Genomic DNA, 19300 nt, shown 5'->3' with positions numbered 1-19300 from the left:
TGGTCCGGAGAGCCGCGCCTCCCCGGGACATGAGTGACTCCCGATCTTGATAGCGCCGGTGCTATCAAATCCGGCGTGAGCCGCCATCGACCACGTGACAGCTGCTGGTGCCCGAATGATTTGAGTATTCTTACGGATTCCGGCGAGCAGCGCGCTGCCGCAGGCTCTTTGGCATGACCGTTCCCAATAACATCTCCAAAACCACAGCCGCATTCTTCGTTCAGGCCGCCGTCGCGTTCGCGATCAGCCTCGTGGCAGCGCTGGGCGGGATCTACTTCCTTCCGCTCGATGGGTGGCAGCGATCGTTTCTCGGCATCACCTTCCTGTTCTTGGTGTCGAGCGCGTTCACCCTGGCCAAGGTGATCCGCGACCAACAGGAAGCCGCGACGGTGCGCGTCCGGTTGGACGAAGCACGCATCGAGAAACTGCTGGCCGACTACGACCCGCTCAATACCGCCGCGAACTGAGTAGTACTACTCAGGCCAGACGCGTAGAACTGCGCGGGCGCGGGCCCCGCGCGATCGGCCATGCTTATCCCGACATCCCACCGCTTAATCCCTTGTTCACCAACAGATTCACTGAAAGGGCCGAACATCCCATGGCAGCTCTCACAAGATTCCCCGACGTCGCCGAGGTGGCGGCGGCCACTCCGGCCGACCGCGATCGCGTGCTGGACGTCATCCGCATCACGTCGCTGATCGGTGTGGTGCTCGGCCACACCGTGATGGCCATCAGCACCATCCGCAACCACGTCTTGATCTGGGATAACCTGCTGACCACCTCGGTGGTGTTTCAGGCGGCGACCTGGCTTCTGCAGATCATGCCGCTGTTCTTCTTTGCCGGCGCCGCGGCCTGCCTATCGTCGTGGTCTGCCGGCACAAACTGGGGTGACTGGCTGATGAAACGCTGCACCAGACTGTTCCGGCCGGTGTTCTACTACCTTGCGTTTTGGGCAGTCGCGCTGACGATGCTGAATCAGGTTCTGCCGCAACATATCTACGAGCCGGTCGCCGGTGTCAGCACGCAGCTGCTGTGGTTCTTGGGTGCCTACGTGCTGGTGCTGGCCGCCATGCCGGTGCTGTATCGCATCACCACCGCGGGGCGTCTTGCCGCCGCTGTGGCCGGCGTCTACGCGACCATCGCGGCGATCGACGCCATCCGGTTGCACTGGCCGGCCATGATGCCGCTGGGCTACCTCAACCTGGCCGTCTGGCTTATCCCCGCCATGTTCGGCATCGCGTACCGCCGCCGGCTGCTCACCGGGCGTGCCGCACTCGTCATCGCGGCCATCGGGTTCGCCGTCGACATTGCGCTGGTGCATTGGGGTCCGTACCAGATCAGCATGGTGGGCACCGGTGATCACCAGCTGTCCAACACCAGCCCGCCCTCGCTGCTGTTGGCCGGGCACGCAATCATCCTGAGCGCCTTGGCTATTGCTGCCGCGCCGACGATCGCACGCTGGGCCCAGCGACCGAGGGTGTGGTGGTGGACCGCCATTGGTAACTCCGGCGCCATGACGCTTTACCTGTGGCACATGCCCGTGCTGCTCGGCGTGCACCTGGTCTTCGACTGCCTCGGCTGCCCTCGTTACCCGGGCTCGCGGGACTTCCTCGCCGTCAGCCTCGCGCAACTGCTCGTCGTGGCGGTCGCCGTGGCGGTGCTTTTCGTCGCGCTGCGGCCGCTGGAGAACAACCCACTGTCGGGCTGGGACGGCGCCCCGACGGTGACAGGGCGCGGGCGGGGAACGGCGATCGGCGCCCTGTTGTGCGTGGCGGGCGTGGCCATCCTTGCCGCCATCAGGTGGGGGCTCAAAGACGACGGCCTGGTGTGCATGGCCGTAATGGTGACCGCGTTGGTGGGTGCCCGCGTGGTGGCCGCCGCTTCGGCCAAGCGCCCCAACACGGTTCGCGGGTAGAGATTTCGTTGACCCGCAGGGCGGTCAGCTGGCTGCTCTGCGGGTCACGGGTCCTCGTCGAGGCCGTGCTCGATGGCGTAGCGCGCCAACTCCACCCGATTGGCGACCTGAAGTTTGCGAAAGGTCGCCTGCACGTGGTTTTCCACCGTGCGGTGGCTAAGCGACAGCTTCTGGGCGATCTGCTTGGCGGACAAGCCCTTTGCCACATAGCGCAAAACCTCGGTTTCGCGTTCGGTGAGGCTGGGCCGTGCGGGACCGTCGTCCTTGCTCTGCGCCATCCGCCGGTATTCACCCAACACCAGCCCGGCCAGACTCGGGGTGAACACGGCGCGGCCTTCAGCGGTCGCTGTCACCGCCTGCGCCAGTTCCGATTTGGATGCGCTCTTGACCAGATACCCGGTCGCGCCGGCCTTGACGGCTTCCAACACGTCGTCTCGCTCGTCCGACGCCGAGAGCACCAGCACCCGAGACGAGGGAGAGACCGCGAGCACTCCCGCGGTCGCTTGTGCGCCGTCGCCGTCGGGCAGCTGCATGTCCATCACCACGACGTCGGGCTTGACCACGGCCGCCCGCCGCCCCGCCGCGGCAACGCCATCGGCGGTGGCGACCACGGTGAACCCCTCGTCGGCCAGGTCGCGGGCGACCGCGTCACGCCAGATGGGATGGTCGTCGACGACCATCACCGTCGTGGGGGTCTCATCGGCCATGGGACGCCTTTCCGCGTGGCACGCACAACTCCCATTCGGCGCCTTCGCCCGGTTCGCTGCGCAGGTGGGCGCGGCCGCCCAGCGAAGTCAACCGACCGACGATCGATTGAGAGATGCCCAGGCGCCCCTGGCCGGCCGCTTCCTCGAGCCGGCCGGCGGCGATTCCCACCCCGTCGTCGCGGATGCTCACCATAACGGAATCGCCGAGATCTTCGACGAGCACGAACGCGTGCGCGCCGGGCCCGGCATGTGCTTCCACGTTGTCCAGAGCGTTGCCCACCGCCGCGTCGAGCTCGGTGCCCACCCGGCGACCCAAGGGCACCGGTGTCGCGGGCAGGCTCAGCGACACCCGGTCGGATTCCCGGCAGCGCAGCAGGGTGCGCAGATCGATGGTCGCGCCGTCGGTGTCGTGGTCGATGTCCCTGCTGGCCAGCCATCGTCGCAGCGCGCGTTCCTGCTCGCTGGCCAGGTCGGCGAGTTCTGCTGTGGCGCCGCCGATTTCGTGGCCTTTCTTGGCCACCAGCGCCAGTACCTGGATGGCCCCGTCATGGACTTGGCGGGACAAACGTTCCCGTTCTTGCACCGCGGCCGTTAGCCGGGCCGCCTGTTGGAGCTCATCGTGGGCGCGCCGCGCGGTTTGTGCGGCCATGCCGATCGCCATGCCGATCGCCAGCTCGATGATGACGGTGGCGTTATGCCCCAGGTTGAGGGCGAGATAGTTCTTGACCGCGAAATTGGTGGCCATCACCACCAGGCCCGCGAGCATGCCGCCGGCGGGGCCGAATTGGATAGCCGCCGAGATCGTGGGGTTGCTGGCCCACAGCGTTGTCGGCCAGGTCTGATTTTCGGCCGCCCAGTGTGGGGTGGTGACGATGGTGTTCGACCACATGAGCAGCACGACGATCACGACCTCGGCGAGCACCCACGCTGGTTTACGACCGAACCCGCGTAGGTAAGCCACCGCGCACGCCGCGCTCCAGCCGATCAGCACCGCGAACAGCACCCAGCCCAGCGCGGGCCGACGAAGATCCGGGTTGATGGCGATCTGGAACCCGGCGGCATAGATGCAGCTCAGCAGCCGGAACACCTGCGCCGCACGCCATAACGGCGTGGTGGGGTCAAGGCTGTTTTTCGCCATCGTCGTCAGCATAAGTGTGGGACGGCGCCAGGTCAGTCAACCTGCAACCGTGCCACCTCGTGCCACCTCGTGCCGCCAGGCGGCCTCGGCGGTGAACGCGGGCCCCAGGTCGGGCAGGTCGTCCCAGTCGGTGTCGTCGATCTCCCGCAGGGTCCCGCCGGCGCCTTGCACGCGCAACGACATTCGCGCCAACGCGTCGAGGCTGATGGCCTGCAGCACCGCCTCCGGCACGGTGGCGGCCGCGCTGGTGATCCCGTGTCCGCGGCAGATCACCACCGGCCGCCCACGCATGGCCGCCACCATCTCCTTGCCCAGCGCCGGGGTGCGGATCAGTACGGCGCGCTCGTAGACGGGCACGCCGCCGCGGGCGAGCCACGCGCCGGGAATGTCGTAGGCGCCGTAGATCGGCCGGATCACGATGCCCGCCAGGTCGGCGGCGACCACGGCGGGCGGGTGCAGATGCGCGACGGCCCGGTGCCGGGGATCGGCCAACATGGTCTCGACGTGGATGGGCAATTCGTTGGGCACGCGGTACCCGTCGAGTTCGCCGTCGGCGCCGGCGCCGCCGTCGAAGGCGACGAGCCGGATGTCGCTGGGCCGGGTGAAAGCCACCCCGGTGTCGGTGTCGCTGCGGCAGCGGACGAGCAGGCGTTCGTCGTCGACGCGCAGGCTGAGGTGGCCGAGGATGCCGTCGACGAGGCCGCGGGCCGCGGCCACCCGGCAGCCTTGCGCCACCAGCGCGCGTTGCTCGTCGAGGGGGGTCATCGCGGTGTGCCCAGCCCGAATCCCCCGTCGGGGCGGACGGTTTCGCCGGTGATCCCGCGGGCGCGGTCGGAGGCCAGGAACACGAAGCTCCACGCATGGTCTTCCCCGGACAGGGCGACGTTCAGCGGCGTGCGCGCGGCCAGCTCCTGTGCCCGGTCGGGGGTGTCGTCCAGGCGGACGCCCCCGAGCCCCAGGCTGGCAAGCCCGCGCAGGTCGGTGCCCAGCGTGCCGCCCGGAGCCACCCCGTTGACCCGGAGCTGCGGCGCCAGCTCGTGGGCCAGGGCGGCCACCAGGCCGCGGACGGCGAATTTCGACGACACGTACAGCGCGCCACCACGTCCGGGATAGAACGACGAGGCGGACTCGGTCAGGACGATCGAGGATCCCGTTCCGGCCCGCAGCCGGGGGAGCGCCGCCTTGACGGACTGCAGGTGGCTGAGCACGTTGGTGCGGAACATCTCGTCGAAAGCGCCGGGAAGGTCGTCGGCATCGATGTCGCCGATGCCTTGGTAGAAGTCGAAGACTCCGACGCAGTTGACCAGTGTGTCCAACCCGCCGTAGGCGTCCACCGCGGCGGCGACCGCTCGTTCGTTGGCTTCGCGGGTGGTCGCGTCGCCGGCGACGACCGGAACATCGGGCAACTCCCGGCACAAGGTCTCGCACTTTTGGTTATCGCGTTCCAGCGCAGCAACTTTCGCGCCCTCGACCCGAAACGCGTCCAGCACGGCCCGGCCGATCCCGGAACCGGCGCCGACGACCAGCGCGCGCTTGCCCTCAAGCCAGCCGGTCATCACCCTCCTCGGCTTCATCGGGCAGCAGCGGCGCGTGGGAATTGCCGACCATTGCCGCCAGGGTGCGACCGTTCTGCCATGTCAGGGCCTCGACCTCGAGCGCGTCCAAGGTGATCCACTGCCCGGATCGCGGTGCGCCGATCAGCAGCCTCGACCCGTTTCGGGTGTCGACCCGGCGCACGACCACCTCGGTGAACTCGTTTGCGACGACGAGGGGTTCGCCGACCGCGCCGTCCAGGAGCCGCTGCAGTTCGTCATTCACAGGAACACCGCCAGGTTTTGCATCCGTAGCACCGACTCGTCGGCGATGATATTGCGGCGGGCCAGCTTCCAACGATCATCGCACCAGCGCAACAGGTCCTCGCGCCCGCATGACAGCAAGGCGCTTTCGTTCACGTCGCCCCGGCTGCGGAACAGCAGTTCGGCCGAGTCCACCCACAGGTGCGCCGGGTCGTCGTGCTCGAACGCGCGTACGTTGGTGACGAAGTGGCGCAGCCGCGACGGCGGATCCTCGGCCCAGGCGTGTTCGGTGCCCATCCGCGCGACCCGCTGGCTCAGCGAATATTTGTCCTCGTCGAAGTGCGCCATCCCCGGGGAGGCGTCGAACCCGGCGCCGCGAGCGGTGGTGACCCGCACTGGCATCACGTAGCGGACATCGTCGGTCATCGTGTCCAGCCACGCCTCGTACTGCTGGGCATCCAGCAGATAGGCCTCGTCCACCAGGAACTGGTGCGCCTGCAGGTGCCGGACGTCATGAAACGGCAAGGACGGCAACGCCTTTCTCATGTGCCGACGCCCTGCAGGTAATCGGCCCACATGTTCAGCAGCGCGCGCTGGTTGTATTCGTTGTAGCCGACCTGCGCGCGGCCCGGCCCGTGGAACGCCTCGGCGCTCAGCGGCTCGACCACCGGGCTGCCGTCGGACAGCAGCCCCATCCGGCTGTTCAGCAGTAGCCGCCGGGCCATCGAACCGCCCGCGGTGGTGGTCAGCGACACCCAGTTCTCCACGTCGTCCTGCTCGAACATGCCGGTCGAACCGAAGCACATCAGATACGCCTTGTACGAGTCCTGTTTGTACTGCGGGGGAGCGGCGGAGTCCACCGCGAACCACGAGCACACCTCGGTCTCGTTCTCGCTGACGGGCTGCCACAGCCGAATCGAGATGAAGGGCAGCACTTGGTCTTCGCGGTCATGCACCTTCGGCCAGTTATGCACGAAGCTCAGATTCGGAAAGCAGGTGGCAGCCGAGATCATGAAACCGTCCTCGCCGACCATCCGCTGCTGCCGCGACGTCCACACGCCTTTGATCCGGCCGATCATCTCGTCGGGATAGCCGACGTAGCGCATCCGTTCGTCGAAGCCACCCGGCGGAAGTTTGTAGGTGGTGCCGCCGCCGCGGTGCGCCCAGTAGGTGGCGCCGTCCTTGCGTTTCTGCGCTTTCGGCTCGCGGAACAGGCCGATGTCCACGATCGACGCGTGCGTGTGCGGCGTGTGGTACATGTCGCCGGCGAAGTTCTCGGCGCCGATCTTCCAGTTGGCCTTGATGCGCCAGCGCTGCGGCCCCCGCACTTCGAGGCCGCCGGCACTCTGTTTGGTGTAGAAGTCCAGATAGAACTTGAAGTCGCCGAGGAAGTCCTCGAGCGGCTCGGCGTTCGGGTCCATGCTGATGAACAGCAGACCGTTGTAGCTCGCGAATTTCGGTGCGGGCAGCAGGGTTTGGGCATTCCTGGCGAACCCGTCCTCGCCGCCGTAGGCCTCCCGATGAAACGGCAGGCCGGTGAGCTGGCCGTCGTTGCGGTAGGTCCAGCCGTGGTAGGGGCAGCGGAAGTTGGAGGCGTTTCCCATCTCCGCGCGGCAGACCTGCATGCCCCGATGCAGGCACATATTGAACAAGGCGCGCACATCGCCCGTCGAGTCGCGAGTGATGATGAAGGAGTCGTCGAGCACCCGGCGCACCACGTAGTCGCCGTCCTGCGGGATCTCGGACTCGTGCGCCGCGAACATCCACGCCCGTCCGAACAGCCGTTCCTTCTCCAGTGCGAACAGTTCACTGTCGTTGTAGATGTAAGCGGGGATCATCCCGTCGCGGACGCTGGCGAACACGCCATCGCGGGCATCGCGATGGGCCGTCATGGTGACCCCCTCACACCCTAATTGTCTGCTGTGCAGAGAAGTATTCCGCTAAGTAGAATCCCGCATCTACCCGCCGCCGGTCAATCGCGACGCTTGCCGGGCCCGCTCCGCGGTCAGGGTTTTACAAGAATGCTTTCTGGTAACTCACAGGTTTCTGACAACTAAGCGGCCAGAAGCCCGGGCTACGGTGGTCACGTCAGCTCCGCTGCGCATGTGAGCGTGCGGTAATCAAGGGGTAAACGGTTCGATTTTGCGTGCGCGGCCGAATTATGGCGACGTATGTGAGGAAGGCGGGTGCAATGGCTGCTCGGTCACTGGATGGTCGATTGCAGAAACTCGGATCGCGAGTGGTGTCCGCCATCGGGCGTCAAGAGTGGCTGGATCGGCCGAGCTACCGGTTCGAACACGTGTTGAGCTTCGCCTTCAACGGCCTGGGCAGCGCCCGCAACACGGTGACCAACGCGCTGCATGGGGTCTGGCTCGGCCACCCGGTGCACCCGCCGCTGGCGTCGTTGACGAGCGGCGCGCTGGGAACCACCGTCGCGTTGGACGCCCTGAGCCTGCTGCCGGGCCAGCCCGCCACCGAAGTCCGCGACGCGTCGAAGTTCGCGTCGCGCGCCCTGGGGGTGGGCATTCTGGCCAGCATCGGGTCGGCCGTCACCGGCGTCACCGATTGGCAGCACACCCACGAATCCGATCGCCGGGTCGGTGCCGTGCACGGCCTGGTGAACCTGGTGGCCACCGGGCTGTACGCGCAGTCCTGGTGGGATCGGCGCCGAGGCCGGCACGGACGCGGCATCGCGCTCACCGCACTGGGTTACGGCATCACCGTCGCGGGCAGCTACCTCGGTGGGGCGCTGGTGTTCGAGTCCGGCATCGGAATCGACCAGTCGGGCGCGCGGCTGCGCACCGCGGAATGGACGCCAGTGCTGCCGGCGGCTTCGCTGAACGGAAAGCCGGTACGTGTCGAGGTCGACGGGGTGGGGCTGGTGGTGTGCCAGACCAGCCCCGGGGAGGTCGCGGCGTTCGGGGAGTTGTGTCCACACCTGGCCGCCCCGATGGCCGATGGCTGGATCGACCGTGGCCGGCTCGTATGCCCTTGGCACGGTTCGTGGTTCGCGGCCGAGACGGGTTACGTTCTGCGCGGCCCGGCGGCTGCCCCGCTGCCGTGTTACCAGGCGAGGTTGGTCAACGGAATGGTCGAAGTTCGGGGCGAACCCGAGCCCGGGCTCGGTGCAGCGGTGGGAATCGGAGAAGGGAAAGCGCAATGAACGCCTACGACGTGCTGAAGGAACACCACATAGTGATCAAGGGCCTCGGCCGCAAGGTCAGCGAGGCGCCGGTGAATAGCGAAGAGCGGCATGCCCTTTTCGACGACATGCTGATCGAGCTCGACATCCACTTCCGCATCGAGGACGACCTGTACTACCCGGCCCTCAAAGACGCCACCAAGCTGATCGCCGTCGCTCATGCCGAGCACCGCCAGGTGGTCGACCAACTCTCGGTGCTGCTCAGGACCCCGCAGAGCGCCCCGGGTTACGAGGACGAGTGGAACTCCTTCAAGACGGTGCTGGAGGCGCACGCCGACGAAGAGGAGCGCGACATGATCCCGGCTCCCCCCGAGGTCAAGATCACCGACGCGGAGCTCGAGGAACTGGGCAACAAGATGGCCGCGAAAATGGAGCAATACCGCGGGTCCGCCCTCTACAAGATGCGCACCAAGGGGAGGGCCGCGCTGGTGCGCTCGCTCTAAGTCCGGCCGCGTCGCCGATTTGCGCGGCGTGCGGGATCATCGAGAGTAGCGTCACGGCACATGAACCCCGAGTGTCTCGCGTCCCAGCGGGACATCACGGCCGAGATCGCCAGCATCGCAGCCGAATACCGGGGGAGCGAAGCGCAGCCCCGGCTCGACTACCCGCCCTACCGCAGCACCATCCTGCGCCACCCCAAACAACCCCTGGTGCCGGTCGATCCCGAGGAGGTCGAACGCTGGGCGCCGTGCTTCGGCCACCAGGACGTCGACCCGGTCGAGGCTGACCTGACAGCCGGCCACCCGGGCCAACCCCTCGGAGAACGCGTCGTCGTCGCCGGGCGGGTGCTCGACGGCTCGGGCAAACCGGTGGCGGGTCAGTTGATCGAGATCTGGCAGGCCAATGCCGGCGGCCGGTACCGCCACCAGCGTGACCAGCACCCGGCTCCGCTCGACCCGAACTTCACCGGCGCCGGCCGGTGTCTGACCGGGCCGGACGGGTCGTACCGCTTCCTGACCATCAAGCCCGGCCCGTATCCCTGGCGTAATCACCGCAACGCGTGGCGCCCGGCGCACATCCACTTCTCCCTCTTCGGCACCGCCTTCCCGCAGCGCCTGGTCACCCAGATGTACTTCCCCGGCGACCCGCTGTTCGACCTGGATCCGATCTTCCAGTCGGTCCTCGACCCCGCCGCGCGTCGACGGCTGATCGCCCGCTACGACCACGACCTCACCGAGCCGGAGTATGCGACCGGGTATCGGTGGGACATCGTGCTGTCCGGTGGCGCCCGAACGCCGGTCGAGGACGTCGATGGCTGAATTCGCTTGTACCCCAGGGCAAACGGTCGGGCCATTCCTGGACCTCGGGCTGCCGTATCCCGGGGACAGCGCCCTGGTCGACGATGGTCATCCGCACGCCGTCCGGCTACACGGCACGGTCTACGACGGCGCAGGCGACGGCGTCCCGGACGCCCTGGTCGAGCTGTGGCAACCCGATGGCACCGGACGAATCCCGCGGCAGGCCGGCTCGCTGCGCCGCAATGTCCCGACGTTCACGGGCTGGGGCCGGTCGGCGACCGACGCCGCCGGTCATTACGGCTTCACCACCGTAACGCCCGGTTCGGCGAGCGTCGGGCGGCCGCCGTTCTTCGCCCTGACAGTCTTCGCGCGGGGCCTGCTGGACCGGTTGTTCACCCGGGCCTACCTGCCCGGCGGCGACGTGAGCGCCGACCCGCTGCTGACGAGCCTCGATGCCGAGCGGCGCGCCAGCTTGCTCTGTGACGCCGAAAGCGGTTGCAGGCAATTCCGTTTCGACATCCACCTGCAGGGTCCGCGCGAGACCGTGTTCCTGACGTACCGGGACGGTGGGCGATGACCAACCTGCTGTGGCCCGGCGACCACCGGGCCCGAGACCACATGACGGATCGGGCCCTGCTGGAATCGATGGTCGCGGTGGAGGCCGCCTGGCTGGACGCCCTCGTCGCCGGAGGCCTGGCCCCGGCCGAGTGCGCCGGGATGGACCTGCCAATGCTGTTGACCTTCAACGATTGTGCATCCCTGGCAGCCGCCGCCGAGGACGGCGGCAACCCCGTCATCGGTCTCGTCGCCCTGCTGCGGCAGCGTGCGGCGCCGGCCGTCGCGCCGTGGATCCACCGGGGACTCACCAGCCAGGACGTCCTGGACACCGGCCTGATGCTCGGAGTGCGCGACGTGGTCGGCGAGCTGAAAGCGCAGCTCGCGGAGCAGATCTCGACGCTGACCGAGCTCGCCACCCGGCACCGGGCGACGCCCATGGTGGCCCGCACCCTGACCCAGCACGCGGCACCGACCACGTTCGGCGCGAAGGCGGCCGGCTGGCTGAACGGCGCCGTCGACGCCGTCGAGGGGCTGTCCGCGGTGGTCGCTCCGATCCAGATCGGCGGGGCCGCCGGGACACTGGCGGCCAGCACGGAGCTGGCAGCGCTGCTCACCGGCGCCGACGACCCCGCCGAGGTCTCGATCGGCCTGGTGCAAAGCGCGGCGACGGCTTTGGGTCTGACCGTCCGACCGCCCTGGCACACGACGCGAACGCCGGTCACCGCGGCCGCCGACGCGTTCGTCGGCTGCACCGACTCCTGGGGCCGCATCGCCTCGGACATCGTCACCCTGGCCCGCCCGGAGATCGGCGAACTGAGCGAGCCGGGCGGCGCGAACCGCGGCGGCTCGTCGTCGATGCCGCACAAACGAAACCCGGTGCTGTCCATCCTCATTCGCCGGGCCGCGCTTTCCGCGCCGCAGCTGGCGGCGACCCTGCACACCGCCGCGGCGCTGGCCAACGACGAACGGCCCGACGGCGCCTGGCACGCCGAGTGGGATGCACTGCGTACCTTGGCCCGGCGCACCGTGGTCGCCGGATCCCAATGCGCCGAGCTGCTGGCGGGGCTGGTGGTGCACGCCGATCGGATGTCCGAAAACCTGGCTGCGGCAGACGTTCTGGGGGAGCAGAAGGCGATCGCCGACTTGGCGGGGAGGCCGGCGTCGCCGAGCTACTTGGGAGCGGTGGACCGGCTGATCGACGAGAGCCTGGACCGAGCCCTCCGGGCGCTGGGTCAGCGCTGATAGATGCTGGCCAGCCAGATGTGCAGCAGCGTCTCGATCGCCCGGTCCTCGGGCATCGCCTCGTCCTCGGCGGTGAATGTCGCGGCCATCACCCGCTCGCTCAACATGTTGAGGGCCACCGACAGCTGCTCCGCCGGGACGGTGTCGGGGGCGGCGCCCCGGCCGCGCTCCGCCTTGATGGCCGCCGTGGTCAGCAAGATCCACCTCTGCATGAGCGTGGACCACAATTGGCGCACCTCGGGGTTGGTCGCCTTCGCCGAGGCGCCCGCCACCGCGACCGCCGGGTGAGCGCCCGACACCTCGAAGAACGCCTCGATGCGGGCCCGCCAGAGCTCCGCGGGGTCATCGGTCGATATGCCGCCGAGCGACATGAGGGCCGCATGCGCCTTGGCGTTCATCTGGTCGAGCAGCGACAGCAGCACCGCGTTCTTCGATGGGAAATAGAAGTAGAAGGTGGGACGCGAAATCCCGGCGCCTTTTGCTAGGTCGTCGACGGAAAAGTCCGCGAGCGGCCGTTCCTGCAGCAGGCGTTCGGCCGTGGCCAGTATCGCCTGTTCGCGGTCGTCGCCCGAGTGCGGAGCCGACCGGCGGCCCCGCGAGGCATGCAGGTACTTGGTCTGTGTCGGGAGGTCGGACACGCCCGTTACTGTTGGGCACGACGATATACGCGAACGAAACTGTCGATTAAGCCCAGCAATAATGTCGATTAAGTTCGACATTTTCTTCGTAAACGTCAACGTATTTGCTGGCCGTTTCAACCCACCGACCCGGCGTCGCGGCGGGTCGACGAACGACCTCACGATTCGGGACTTCCGCCCCTACTCGGGCCCTGGCTCGGAATGGTCGCATCTGGTGGTGACAAAGAACGACGACGGCACCAAGACATGCCGCATCGACGTGCTGGTCGAGGATCGCGACGAACGGACCCGGGCGAAGGCGCGGTTGTCCTGGGCGGGCAAGACCCTCGTCGGCGTCGGCCTGGCGCGACTCGACCCGGCAGATCAGCCCGTGGCCGCGATCGGCGACGAGCTCGCGATCGCCCGCGCGCTGTCCGATCTGGCGAATCAGCTGTTCGCTGCGACATCCGTCGACATCCAAACCAGTACCCACGAACCCGTCACGGGTCTGCATCACTGAGCGATCAGCGAAGAAGCAAGAAAGCCACCATGAGACACCGACCCGATTTACCGGGCGCCTTCGACGTCCAGATAACGACGCACGGTCAGCTGCCCGACGCCGAGGAATACGCGCGCACCAAGATCGGCGAGCTCGGCCACCTCGCCCACGAACCGGTGCTGCGCGCCCACGTCAGGTTGGCCGAGCACCGCGACCCCGCGGTGACCCGCCGGGTGATCGCGCAGGCAAGCCTGGACGTCAACGGCCGGCCGGTGCGCGCACAGGTCGAAGGCGTCACCGCGCGCGAAGCCATCGATCGACTCGAAGCGCGACTGCGTCGCCAACTCGAGCGTGCGGCCGAGCACTGGGAAGCCAAGCGAGGCGGCATGCCCCGGCCGCATGAATGGCGGCATGAAACCGAACACAACCACCGGCCCAAGTACTTCCCGCGACCGGAAAGCGAACGCCGGATCATGCGGCACAAGTCCTACAGCCTGCCCACCTGCACAGTCGAAGAGGCCGCGCTGGAGATGGAGCAGCTCGACTACGACTTCCACCTCTTCACCGAGGAGGGCACGCAGCAGGACAGCGTGCTATACCGCGAAGGTCCGACCGAATACCGCCTGGCACAGGTCAATCCGGGCTCTGCTGATCAGCTGGCGCCGTTCCAGTTGCCGCTGACCGTCAGTCCGCAGCCGGCACCGCGGCTGGACGTCCAGCAGGCCATCGAGCGGATCGGCTTGCTCGGCCTGCCGTTCCTGTTCTTCGTCGACACCGCGCGGGATCGCGGCAGCGTGTTGTATCACCGCTACGACGGCCACTACGGACTCATCACGCCGGCGAGCGAACACCAATAGACCAACCGAAGCCGCGGCGGTCCCGGCAATCCCCCCGTCCGGGACCGCCGCTCCAAACCTATTGCAGCGCGGGCGGTTCGCGCCTACGCGCCGCGACGACGAATCCGGTCGCCCGCGGCGTAGCGCAGCAGGGCGCCCACTCCTTCGGCGGGTGCCATCAACTGACCGGCCCGGACCAACGAGGCGCCCACCGCGATGGCGTTGAAAGGCAACGCCTCATCGGCCCGTGCCACCCGTGCCACGGGTTCGCCGAGTTCGGACAGCGCGTCGGCGTCGGCCGCGATGGTGGTCAGTGCCGTGCCGGTGACCACGGTGGCATCGCCGAGCTCGCCGACGATCAGCGTGTCGACGTTACCGTCGCGAAGGGCCCGGCAGACATCGGCAAGGCCTTCGGTCGCCCGCCCGGATCCGCGGCCGATCTCCGCTTCGAATCGTTGGGCCAGGGCGGACATCTCGATTCCACGACGCCGGGCGAACTCCTCGCCCTTCAGCTCGCTCATCTCTTCGTCGTCGCAATGGCTCTTGCGGGTTCCGGCATGCAACTCCGACACCCGTTCGCCGACCCGCTCGGGCAGTTCGGCAACCAGATCCGCGAGCGAACGCACTTCCCCGCACAAGAACACCACTTCGGGATCCGCGTCGTCCACCAGGCGCGTGAGTTCGTCGGCGACCGCACGGCAATTCATTCGAATGGCTTCCTCGGTCGTGTGCTGAAAATCGCCGTAGCCGTTCCAACCGGCAGTCGTCGGCTTGTGCACCGGATAGCCGCCGCCCTCAACGCTTTCGGAGCTGACGGCACCGCCTCGATACAGGCTGATGTCCGCCCCGGCACGGTCGATCGCGGCGAACACGTAGGTGGGGCGCCGAATTTCCGAATCGATCAACGGCACGAGGTAGGGATACTCCGACACCCGAATCACCGTGGCCGGCGGCGGATTGATCAGGTGCTCGTTGATCAGTACATGTTCGGCGGTCGCGATCACCGCGCGGCCGCGCCGTCCGACAGCCGGTCGATGATGCAGCACCGCATCCTCGAGCATGCCGACGATTGCCCCGTCGGCGCCCATCTCGTGCAAATGCTGACGGATGCCGTTCCATTTCGCTTCGAGCTGCTCGGCGGCGTCCAGGCTGTCGTGCGAGTCGTCGAAATATACCGAGGCGAATGGGCCTTTCACTTTTACCAGCCACCTGAGGCGATCTGATTGCATGCCATCCCTCTTCACTGTTGCCGTTGCCGATATCCGCCCACCGTATGGACGGTGGACGTGGCTCCACGAGAGTCGTTAGCCCCCAGCACCGGGTCTTAGGTCCCGGGCCAAGGCCCGGTTGTCAATGCTCGTAGAGGGCCTCGAGGCGGTCGGAGAATTTGTCGATGACCGCCTTCCGGCGCAGTTTCATGCTCGGCGTCAGATCGCCCGACTCAACGGTCAGTTCGCGGTCGGCGATCGTGAACTTCTTGATCTGTTCCCAGCGATTCAGTTCGGCGTTCAGGGCGTCGATGTATCCGGCGATCAGCTGCTGTGTCTTGTCGTCACGCGCTATCTCGGCGAAGGACTTGCCCGCCAGGCCATTCTTATTGGCCCAGTCGGAGATCGCCTCGCTGTCGAGGCTGACCAGGGCGACACAGTATGGCTTGCCCTCGCCGTAGACCAGCAGCTCGCTCACGTACGGGCATGTGCCTTTGAACCGGGCATCGATCGCCGACGGCGCCACGTACTTGCCCTGGGAGGTCTTGAACATGTCCTTCTTGCGGTCGGTGATCCGCAAAAATCCGTCGGGGTCGACCTCTCCGATGTCGCCGGTGTGGAACCACCCGTCCTCGTCCAGCGCCTCGGAGGTGGCGTCCGGCAGGTCGTGGTAGGCGGTCATCAGACCCGGCCCTTTGAGCAATACCTCGCCGTCGCCGGCGATCTTCACATCGGTGGCGGGGAATGGCCAGCCCACGGTCCCGAGCCGATAAGCGTTGGGGCGGTTGATGAATGATGCCGCCGCGGTCTCCGTCAGCCCGTAGCCCTCGAGCACGATGATGCCCACGGCGTCGAACCACTGGGCGACGTCGCGGTCCAGCGCGGCGGCGGCGGAGACGAAGAACCGCAGACGTCCGCCGAACCGCTCGCGGATGTTGGTGAACACCAGGCGGTCGGCCACCTTGTAGGCCAGCGATGTCGTAAGCGAGGGCTTTCTACCGGTCTGCCGGGCTTCCGACACCTTGATACCGACCTTGATCGCCCAGTCGAACATCATTTTCGTGAGGCCGCCCTGTTCGGCGACCATGTCCTGGACGCGGGCGTGCGCCTTTTCGAAGATGCGCGGTGCCGCGCCCATCAGGGTGGGCCGCAGGGCGGCCAGGTTGTCGACGATCCGCTCGACGCGGCCGTCGATGGCGGTGGCAAAGCCGATCTGCAGGGGCAGTGCCAGCATCACCTTGCCGAACGCGTGCGCCAGTGGCAGCCAAAGGAAATTCAGGTCGGTGGGGCCGAGGATGTCCAGCGAATCGATGGCCGCGGCGGTGTACGTCCACGCGCCGTGCGTCAGCCGCACGCCCTTGGGCCGCCCCGTGGTGCCGGAGGTGTAGATGAGGCTCGCCAGGTGATCGGGGCCGACGGCTGCGACCCGCTCGTTGACGGCCTCGGGTGAGTCCGCGAGCAGTTGCTTGCCCAACAGATCCAGGTCGGCGAGGGTGATCACCCAGTCGCCGTCGCCGTTGCCGTCGATGACGACGACCTTGCTGACGTCGGGCAGTTCGTCCCGGTGTTCGATCAGCTTGTCGAGCTGGGCCTGGTTTTCGGCGACCACCACCCGGCTCCCGGAATTGGCGACGATATACGCGACATCGGCGGCGTTCGTCGTCGGATACACGGTGGTGGTGGCGGCGCCCGCGCACATGATCGCGAAATCGACGAGCACCCACTCGTAGCGCGTCGCCGAGGCGAGCGCCACCCGGTCCTCATGCTCGATGCCCAGCGCGATCAGACCCGCGGCGAGATTGCTGACGCGTTCACCGACTTGCTGCCAGGTCACGCTCGCCCAGGTGTGGTCTTGCGGATAGCGGAAGGCCTCCGCGTGCGGGGTGGCGGCGACACGGTTGACGAACATCTGTGCCACCGAGGGCGCGCGGTTTTCTATCTTGTGGAAATCGGGCCTCTCCATTGAGGCCAGTGGTGCTTTCATAACGCGATCCATTGCTCCCGAAACGTTTACCGATGACATAGGCGAACCGGTATACCGTTCGATCCTGCGGAGCGCGGTGGCTACTCGGTAGTGACGAAAGTCATGTGGGGATCGGCAAACGTCCCCGGGACGCGGGCCCCCGTGCCGGCCGTCAGTCGGCCAGGGCAATCTCGATGGAGAGGCACTCGCCGAGGGCGTGCGCCGCGGACCAATCGCCGCCTTCGACCGCGCGTTCCAGGTCGTCGACCAAGGGGCTGTGGGCGCCGAGCTCCGCCAACCAAGCGGACACGGTCGCGGGTATCTGATGGGCGGGCACTCGGGCAACATGTCCCTCGTGGAGGCGATCGGTCAACTGATAGATCGTGGCTGTCGACCTGCGCTGCGACCAATGCGGCCGCCACTTCGCTGTATTCATGTTCCCTCCCCGCTAGCCCTAGCGATCCATCCGACCAGCCCTAAAGGTCCGGCCGTAGAGGCCAACAGCACGACTACCGAAAGGCTTTGGTCTTCCTTCCGGCCTGCCGAAGTCCCAGTCCGACAGGGTCTTTTGTCACTACCGTCACCTACTTACTTCTCCGGCGATGGCGGTGCAGGTCGCGTACCGTACATCGGGGAGGGTGCATCGCCACGTTACTCGTTTCGGGGGCACCGGATTACGAAATTGGCGAGATGACCGATTTAGCAATGGATTCGCAATCGGGGCGTGATTCGGGCCGCAGTCTCGGGCTGACGGGTGGGCCGGCGTGAGTGCTATCGGCGCCGAGGAGCTGGCGGCGCTTCCGGTGTTCGCCGACATTGCGGCGGAGGACCTTACGGCGCTGGCCGCCCTGCTCGAGCCCCTGCACGCCGCCGCCGGGGAAGTCCTGATGCGGCAGGGGGAACGAGCGGAGTCCTTCGCGATCATCGCGTCCGGTCGAGTCGTGGTGAGGCACGTCGGTCCGAAGGGCCGGGTCACGACCACCGAGCTGTCATCCGCAATGATCGTCGGCGAGATCGCGTTGCTGCGGCACGCGACCAGAACGGCGACGGTGACCGCGCGGGAGGATGTGCGCGGCTATACCGGATACAGCGCGGCCTTCGACTGCATGCTGGCCATGCCGGCGATCGCCGACCGGATGCTGCGCACCGCGCGGCAGCGGTTGGCCGCGTACATCGCCCCCATCCCGGTGTCGTGCAGGGACGGCGCCGCGCTCTTGCTGCGGCCCGTCCTGCCCGGCGATGCCGAGCGGTTCAAGAGCAGTGGTTCCTTCTCCAAGGAGACGCTGTACCGGCGGTACCAGGGTGGCACCCCAACCGATGCGCGACTGACGTACCTGTTCGAGGTCGACTATGTCGACCACTTCGTCTGGGTCGTAACTGACGGCCCGGCGGGGCCGGTCGTCGCCGACGCCCGCTTCGTCCGGGATCAAGACGACCCCGTCTCGGCAGAGGTTGCGTTGACCGTGGCGGACGGCTACCAGGGGCGCGGGATCGGTACGCTGCTGCTCGGCGCGCTGGCGGTCGCGGCGCGCGTCGACGGCATCAAACGCTTCCATGGCCGCGTGCTGTCGGAGAATCCGTCCGCGCGCGCGTTGGGCGAGAAGGTGAACGCGCGCTGGGAGCGCGAGGAACCGGGCGTGGTCACCGCGACGGGGGAGATACCGCGCTTTCGCGACCTGCCCCTCGATCGCGGTGTGTACGAGCAGATTCGGCAGGTGGCCCGCCAGGTGATCCAGGCATTCGACTAGCGGCCGAAAATGACAAACGCCCCGCCACCTGATGGCCTTGCGCCCTTGTCGGAAGGCCGGATTCGGCCGCGGGCGCCGACCATGACCTCGGGCGACAGCTGGGCCGCCGCGGTCGAATGCAGCGCGCCGTGCGGAACGCGGTCCTGGTGCTATCGGGAGAGTTGGACGTCGAATAGCCTGCGGCAGCGGTCTATTCGTCGTCGTGCTTGCCCACGGCCTGGCCGGCGCTGCGCACCACGTTGCGGAAGAATTCGATGCGGGCGGTGACCAGGTCGTCAGCCAGGTCCAGTGCGGCGTCGACGACGGTCTTGCGCCGCGACTGCTCGGGGAGGACCGGACTGATCTGGTCGACGAACTTGCGGACGGCCTCGATGGCGTGCTTGCGGCCGGATTCGACGGATTCCAGCACGTCGTCGGAGAGCTCGGCCCAACGTGGCTCGGTCTTGTGCGGTGCCTCGGTCATGGTCCCACTCCTAATCGACAAGGGGTTTTCGGAGATGCTTGTGACGGCTCCGAGGTTACGACTGGCCAGACCTCGGCGCGAGTGACAAAAGACCTTTCGCGCCGGTCATATGGCCCGGACCGGGCGGCTACGCTCGGCTTGCCGGCCAAGGACTTTCGCGGCCCCGACCG

At 67.3% G+C, this 19300-nt stretch carries 22 protein-coding genes; 10 read left to right on the top strand and 12 right to left on the bottom strand.

Features of this window, described 5'->3' with window-relative positions; all coding sequences use genetic code 11:
- Positions 1-173: 173 nt before the first annotated feature.
- The gene (locus A5750_RS09315) at positions 174-467 is read left to right on the top strand and encodes a YiaA/YiaB family inner membrane protein (protein WP_067262235.1); all 294 of its coding nucleotides are present in this window, start codon (positions 174-176) and stop codon (positions 465-467) included.
- 131 nt (positions 468-598) lie between these two features.
- On the top strand, positions 599-1915 hold the full coding sequence (locus A5750_RS09310) for an acyltransferase (protein ID WP_067262442.1): 1317 nt from the start codon (positions 599-601) through the stop codon (positions 1913-1915).
- Positions 1916-1959: 44 nt separating this feature from the next.
- Here A5750_RS09310 and A5750_RS09305 read toward each other — a convergent pair whose 3' ends face one another.
- Genes A5750_RS09305 through A5750_RS09275 form a run of 7 tightly spaced genes read right to left on the bottom strand, consistent with a single transcriptional unit; the run spans position 1960 to position 7448 of the window.
- Positions 1960-2622, bottom strand: a complete 663-nt coding sequence (locus A5750_RS09305) for a response regulator transcription factor (protein WP_067262234.1) — start codon at positions 2620-2622, stop codon at positions 1960-1962.
- The gene (gene macS, locus A5750_RS09300) at positions 2612-3772 is read right to left on the bottom strand and encodes a MacS family sensor histidine kinase (RefSeq protein ID WP_067262233.1); all 1161 of its coding nucleotides are present in this window, start codon (positions 3770-3772) and stop codon (positions 2612-2614) included. The genes A5750_RS09305 and macS overlap by 11 nt, the downstream gene beginning before the upstream one ends.
- A 24-nt stretch (positions 3773-3796) precedes the next feature.
- A complete protein-coding gene (locus A5750_RS09295) occupies positions 3797-4525 on the bottom strand; it encodes a class II aldolase/adducin family protein (protein ID WP_067262231.1) in 729 nt (242 codons plus the stop codon).
- The gene (gene hcaB / locus A5750_RS09290; protein WP_067262229.1) at positions 4522-5316 is read right to left on the bottom strand and encodes a 3-(cis-5,6-dihydroxycyclohexa-1,3-dien-1-yl)propanoate dehydrogenase; all 795 of its coding nucleotides are present in this window, start codon (positions 5314-5316) and stop codon (positions 4522-4524) included. Before hcaB ends, A5750_RS09295 begins: the two co-directional genes overlap by 4 nt.
- On the bottom strand, positions 5300-5578 hold the full coding sequence (locus tag A5750_RS09285) for a dihydrodiol dehydrogenase (RefSeq protein WP_066950141.1): 279 nt from the start codon (positions 5576-5578) through the stop codon (positions 5300-5302). Before A5750_RS09285 ends, hcaB begins: the two co-directional genes overlap by 17 nt.
- Positions 5575-6102 carry a 3-phenylpropionate/cinnamic acid dioxygenase subunit beta gene (locus A5750_RS09280; RefSeq protein WP_067262225.1) on the bottom strand — a complete coding sequence of 176 codons (528 nt, stop codon included), beginning with the start codon at positions 6100-6102 and terminating at the stop codon, positions 5575-5577. The genes A5750_RS09285 and A5750_RS09280 overlap by 4 nt, the downstream gene beginning before the upstream one ends.
- Positions 6099-7448 carry a Rieske 2Fe-2S domain-containing protein gene (locus A5750_RS09275; RefSeq protein ID WP_067262224.1) on the bottom strand — a complete coding sequence of 450 codons (1350 nt, stop codon included), beginning with the start codon at positions 7446-7448 and terminating at the stop codon, positions 6099-6101. Before A5750_RS09275 ends, A5750_RS09280 begins: the two co-directional genes overlap by 4 nt.
- A gap of 299 nt (positions 7449-7747) precedes the next feature.
- On the opposite strand from A5750_RS09275, the gene A5750_RS09270 reads away from it, so the two are divergent.
- From A5750_RS09270 to A5750_RS09250, 5 genes are read left to right on the top strand one after another with little or no spacing between them, the layout of a single operon-like run.
- Complete coding sequence (locus A5750_RS09270; protein WP_067262439.1) at positions 7748-8719, top strand: Rieske 2Fe-2S domain-containing protein; 972 nt, start codon at positions 7748-7750, stop codon at positions 8717-8719.
- Positions 8716-9201 (top strand): hemerythrin domain-containing protein, encoded by a 486-nt coding sequence (locus tag A5750_RS09265; protein WP_066950130.1) that lies wholly within the window; start codon positions 8716-8718, stop codon positions 9199-9201. Before A5750_RS09270 ends, A5750_RS09265 begins: the two co-directional genes overlap by 4 nt.
- Before the next feature lie 60 nt (positions 9202-9261).
- Positions 9262-10017 (top strand): protocatechuate 3,4-dioxygenase subunit beta, encoded by a 756-nt coding sequence (gene pcaH / locus A5750_RS09260; protein ID WP_067262223.1) that lies wholly within the window; start codon positions 9262-9264, stop codon positions 10015-10017.
- Positions 10010-10573 carry a protocatechuate 3,4-dioxygenase subunit alpha gene (pcaG, locus tag A5750_RS09255; protein ID WP_067262435.1) on the top strand — a complete coding sequence of 188 codons (564 nt, stop codon included), beginning with the start codon at positions 10010-10012 and terminating at the stop codon, positions 10571-10573. Before pcaH ends, pcaG begins: the two co-directional genes overlap by 8 nt.
- Positions 10570-11796 (top strand): lyase family protein, encoded by a 1227-nt coding sequence (locus A5750_RS09250; RefSeq protein ID WP_067262218.1) that lies wholly within the window; start codon positions 10570-10572, stop codon positions 11794-11796. The genes pcaG and A5750_RS09250 overlap by 4 nt, the downstream gene beginning before the upstream one ends.
- Here A5750_RS09250 and A5750_RS09245 read toward each other — a convergent pair.
- Positions 11787-12434 (bottom strand): TetR/AcrR family transcriptional regulator, encoded by a 648-nt coding sequence (locus A5750_RS09245; RefSeq protein WP_066950108.1) that lies wholly within the window; start codon positions 12432-12434, stop codon positions 11787-11789. The genes A5750_RS09250 and A5750_RS09245 overlap by 10 nt on opposite strands.
- 217 nt (positions 12435-12651) lie before the next feature.
- Between A5750_RS09245 and A5750_RS09240 the strand changes: the two genes are divergently transcribed.
- Entirely contained in the window at positions 12652-12933 is a 282-nt protein-coding gene (locus tag A5750_RS09240) for a DUF1876 domain-containing protein (RefSeq protein WP_066950588.1), read from the top strand.
- Between the two features lie 29 nt (positions 12934-12962).
- On the top strand, positions 12963-13769 hold the full coding sequence (locus A5750_RS09235; protein WP_066950105.1) for an HPF/RaiA family ribosome-associated protein: 807 nt from the start codon (positions 12963-12965) through the stop codon (positions 13767-13769).
- 83 nt (positions 13770-13852) lie between these two features.
- Here the strand turns inward: A5750_RS09235 and A5750_RS09230 are convergent, their stop codons facing one another.
- From A5750_RS09230 to A5750_RS09220, 3 genes are all read right to left on the bottom strand, one after another.
- On the bottom strand, positions 13853-14977 hold the full coding sequence (locus A5750_RS09230; protein ID WP_067262212.1) for a Vms1/Ankzf1 family peptidyl-tRNA hydrolase: 1125 nt from the start codon (positions 14975-14977) through the stop codon (positions 13853-13855).
- Between the two features lie 121 nt (positions 14978-15098).
- The gene (locus A5750_RS09225) at positions 15099-16940 is read right to left on the bottom strand and encodes a long-chain fatty acid--CoA ligase (protein ID WP_066950099.1); all 1842 of its coding nucleotides are present in this window, start codon (positions 16938-16940) and stop codon (positions 15099-15101) included.
- Positions 16941-17091: 151 nt separating this feature from the next.
- Positions 17092-17355 (bottom strand): hypothetical protein, encoded by a 264-nt coding sequence (locus A5750_RS09220; protein ID WP_066950096.1) that lies wholly within the window; start codon positions 17353-17355, stop codon positions 17092-17094.
- 328 nt (positions 17356-17683) lie between these two features.
- On the opposite strand from A5750_RS09220, the gene A5750_RS09215 reads away from it, so the two are divergent.
- Complete coding sequence (locus A5750_RS09215; protein WP_066950093.1) at positions 17684-18667, top strand: GNAT family N-acetyltransferase; 984 nt, start codon at positions 17684-17686, stop codon at positions 18665-18667.
- 190 nt (positions 18668-18857) lie between these two features.
- Here the strand turns inward: A5750_RS09215 and A5750_RS09210 are convergent, their stop codons facing one another.
- Positions 18858-19130, bottom strand: coding sequence for a hypothetical protein (locus tag A5750_RS09210; protein ID WP_067262207.1), 273 nt, complete (start codon positions 19128-19130; stop codon positions 18858-18860).
- Positions 19131-19300: the final 170 nt, after the last annotated feature.

Source organism: Mycobacterium sp. 852002-51613_SCH5001154 (genome assembly GCF_001667425.1).
Taxonomy (GTDB): domain Bacteria; phylum Actinomycetota; class Actinomycetes; order Mycobacteriales; family Mycobacteriaceae; genus Mycobacterium.
The sequence above is the reverse complement of the archived record's forward strand: the minus strand, read 5'-3'. Positions and strand labels throughout refer to the sequence as shown.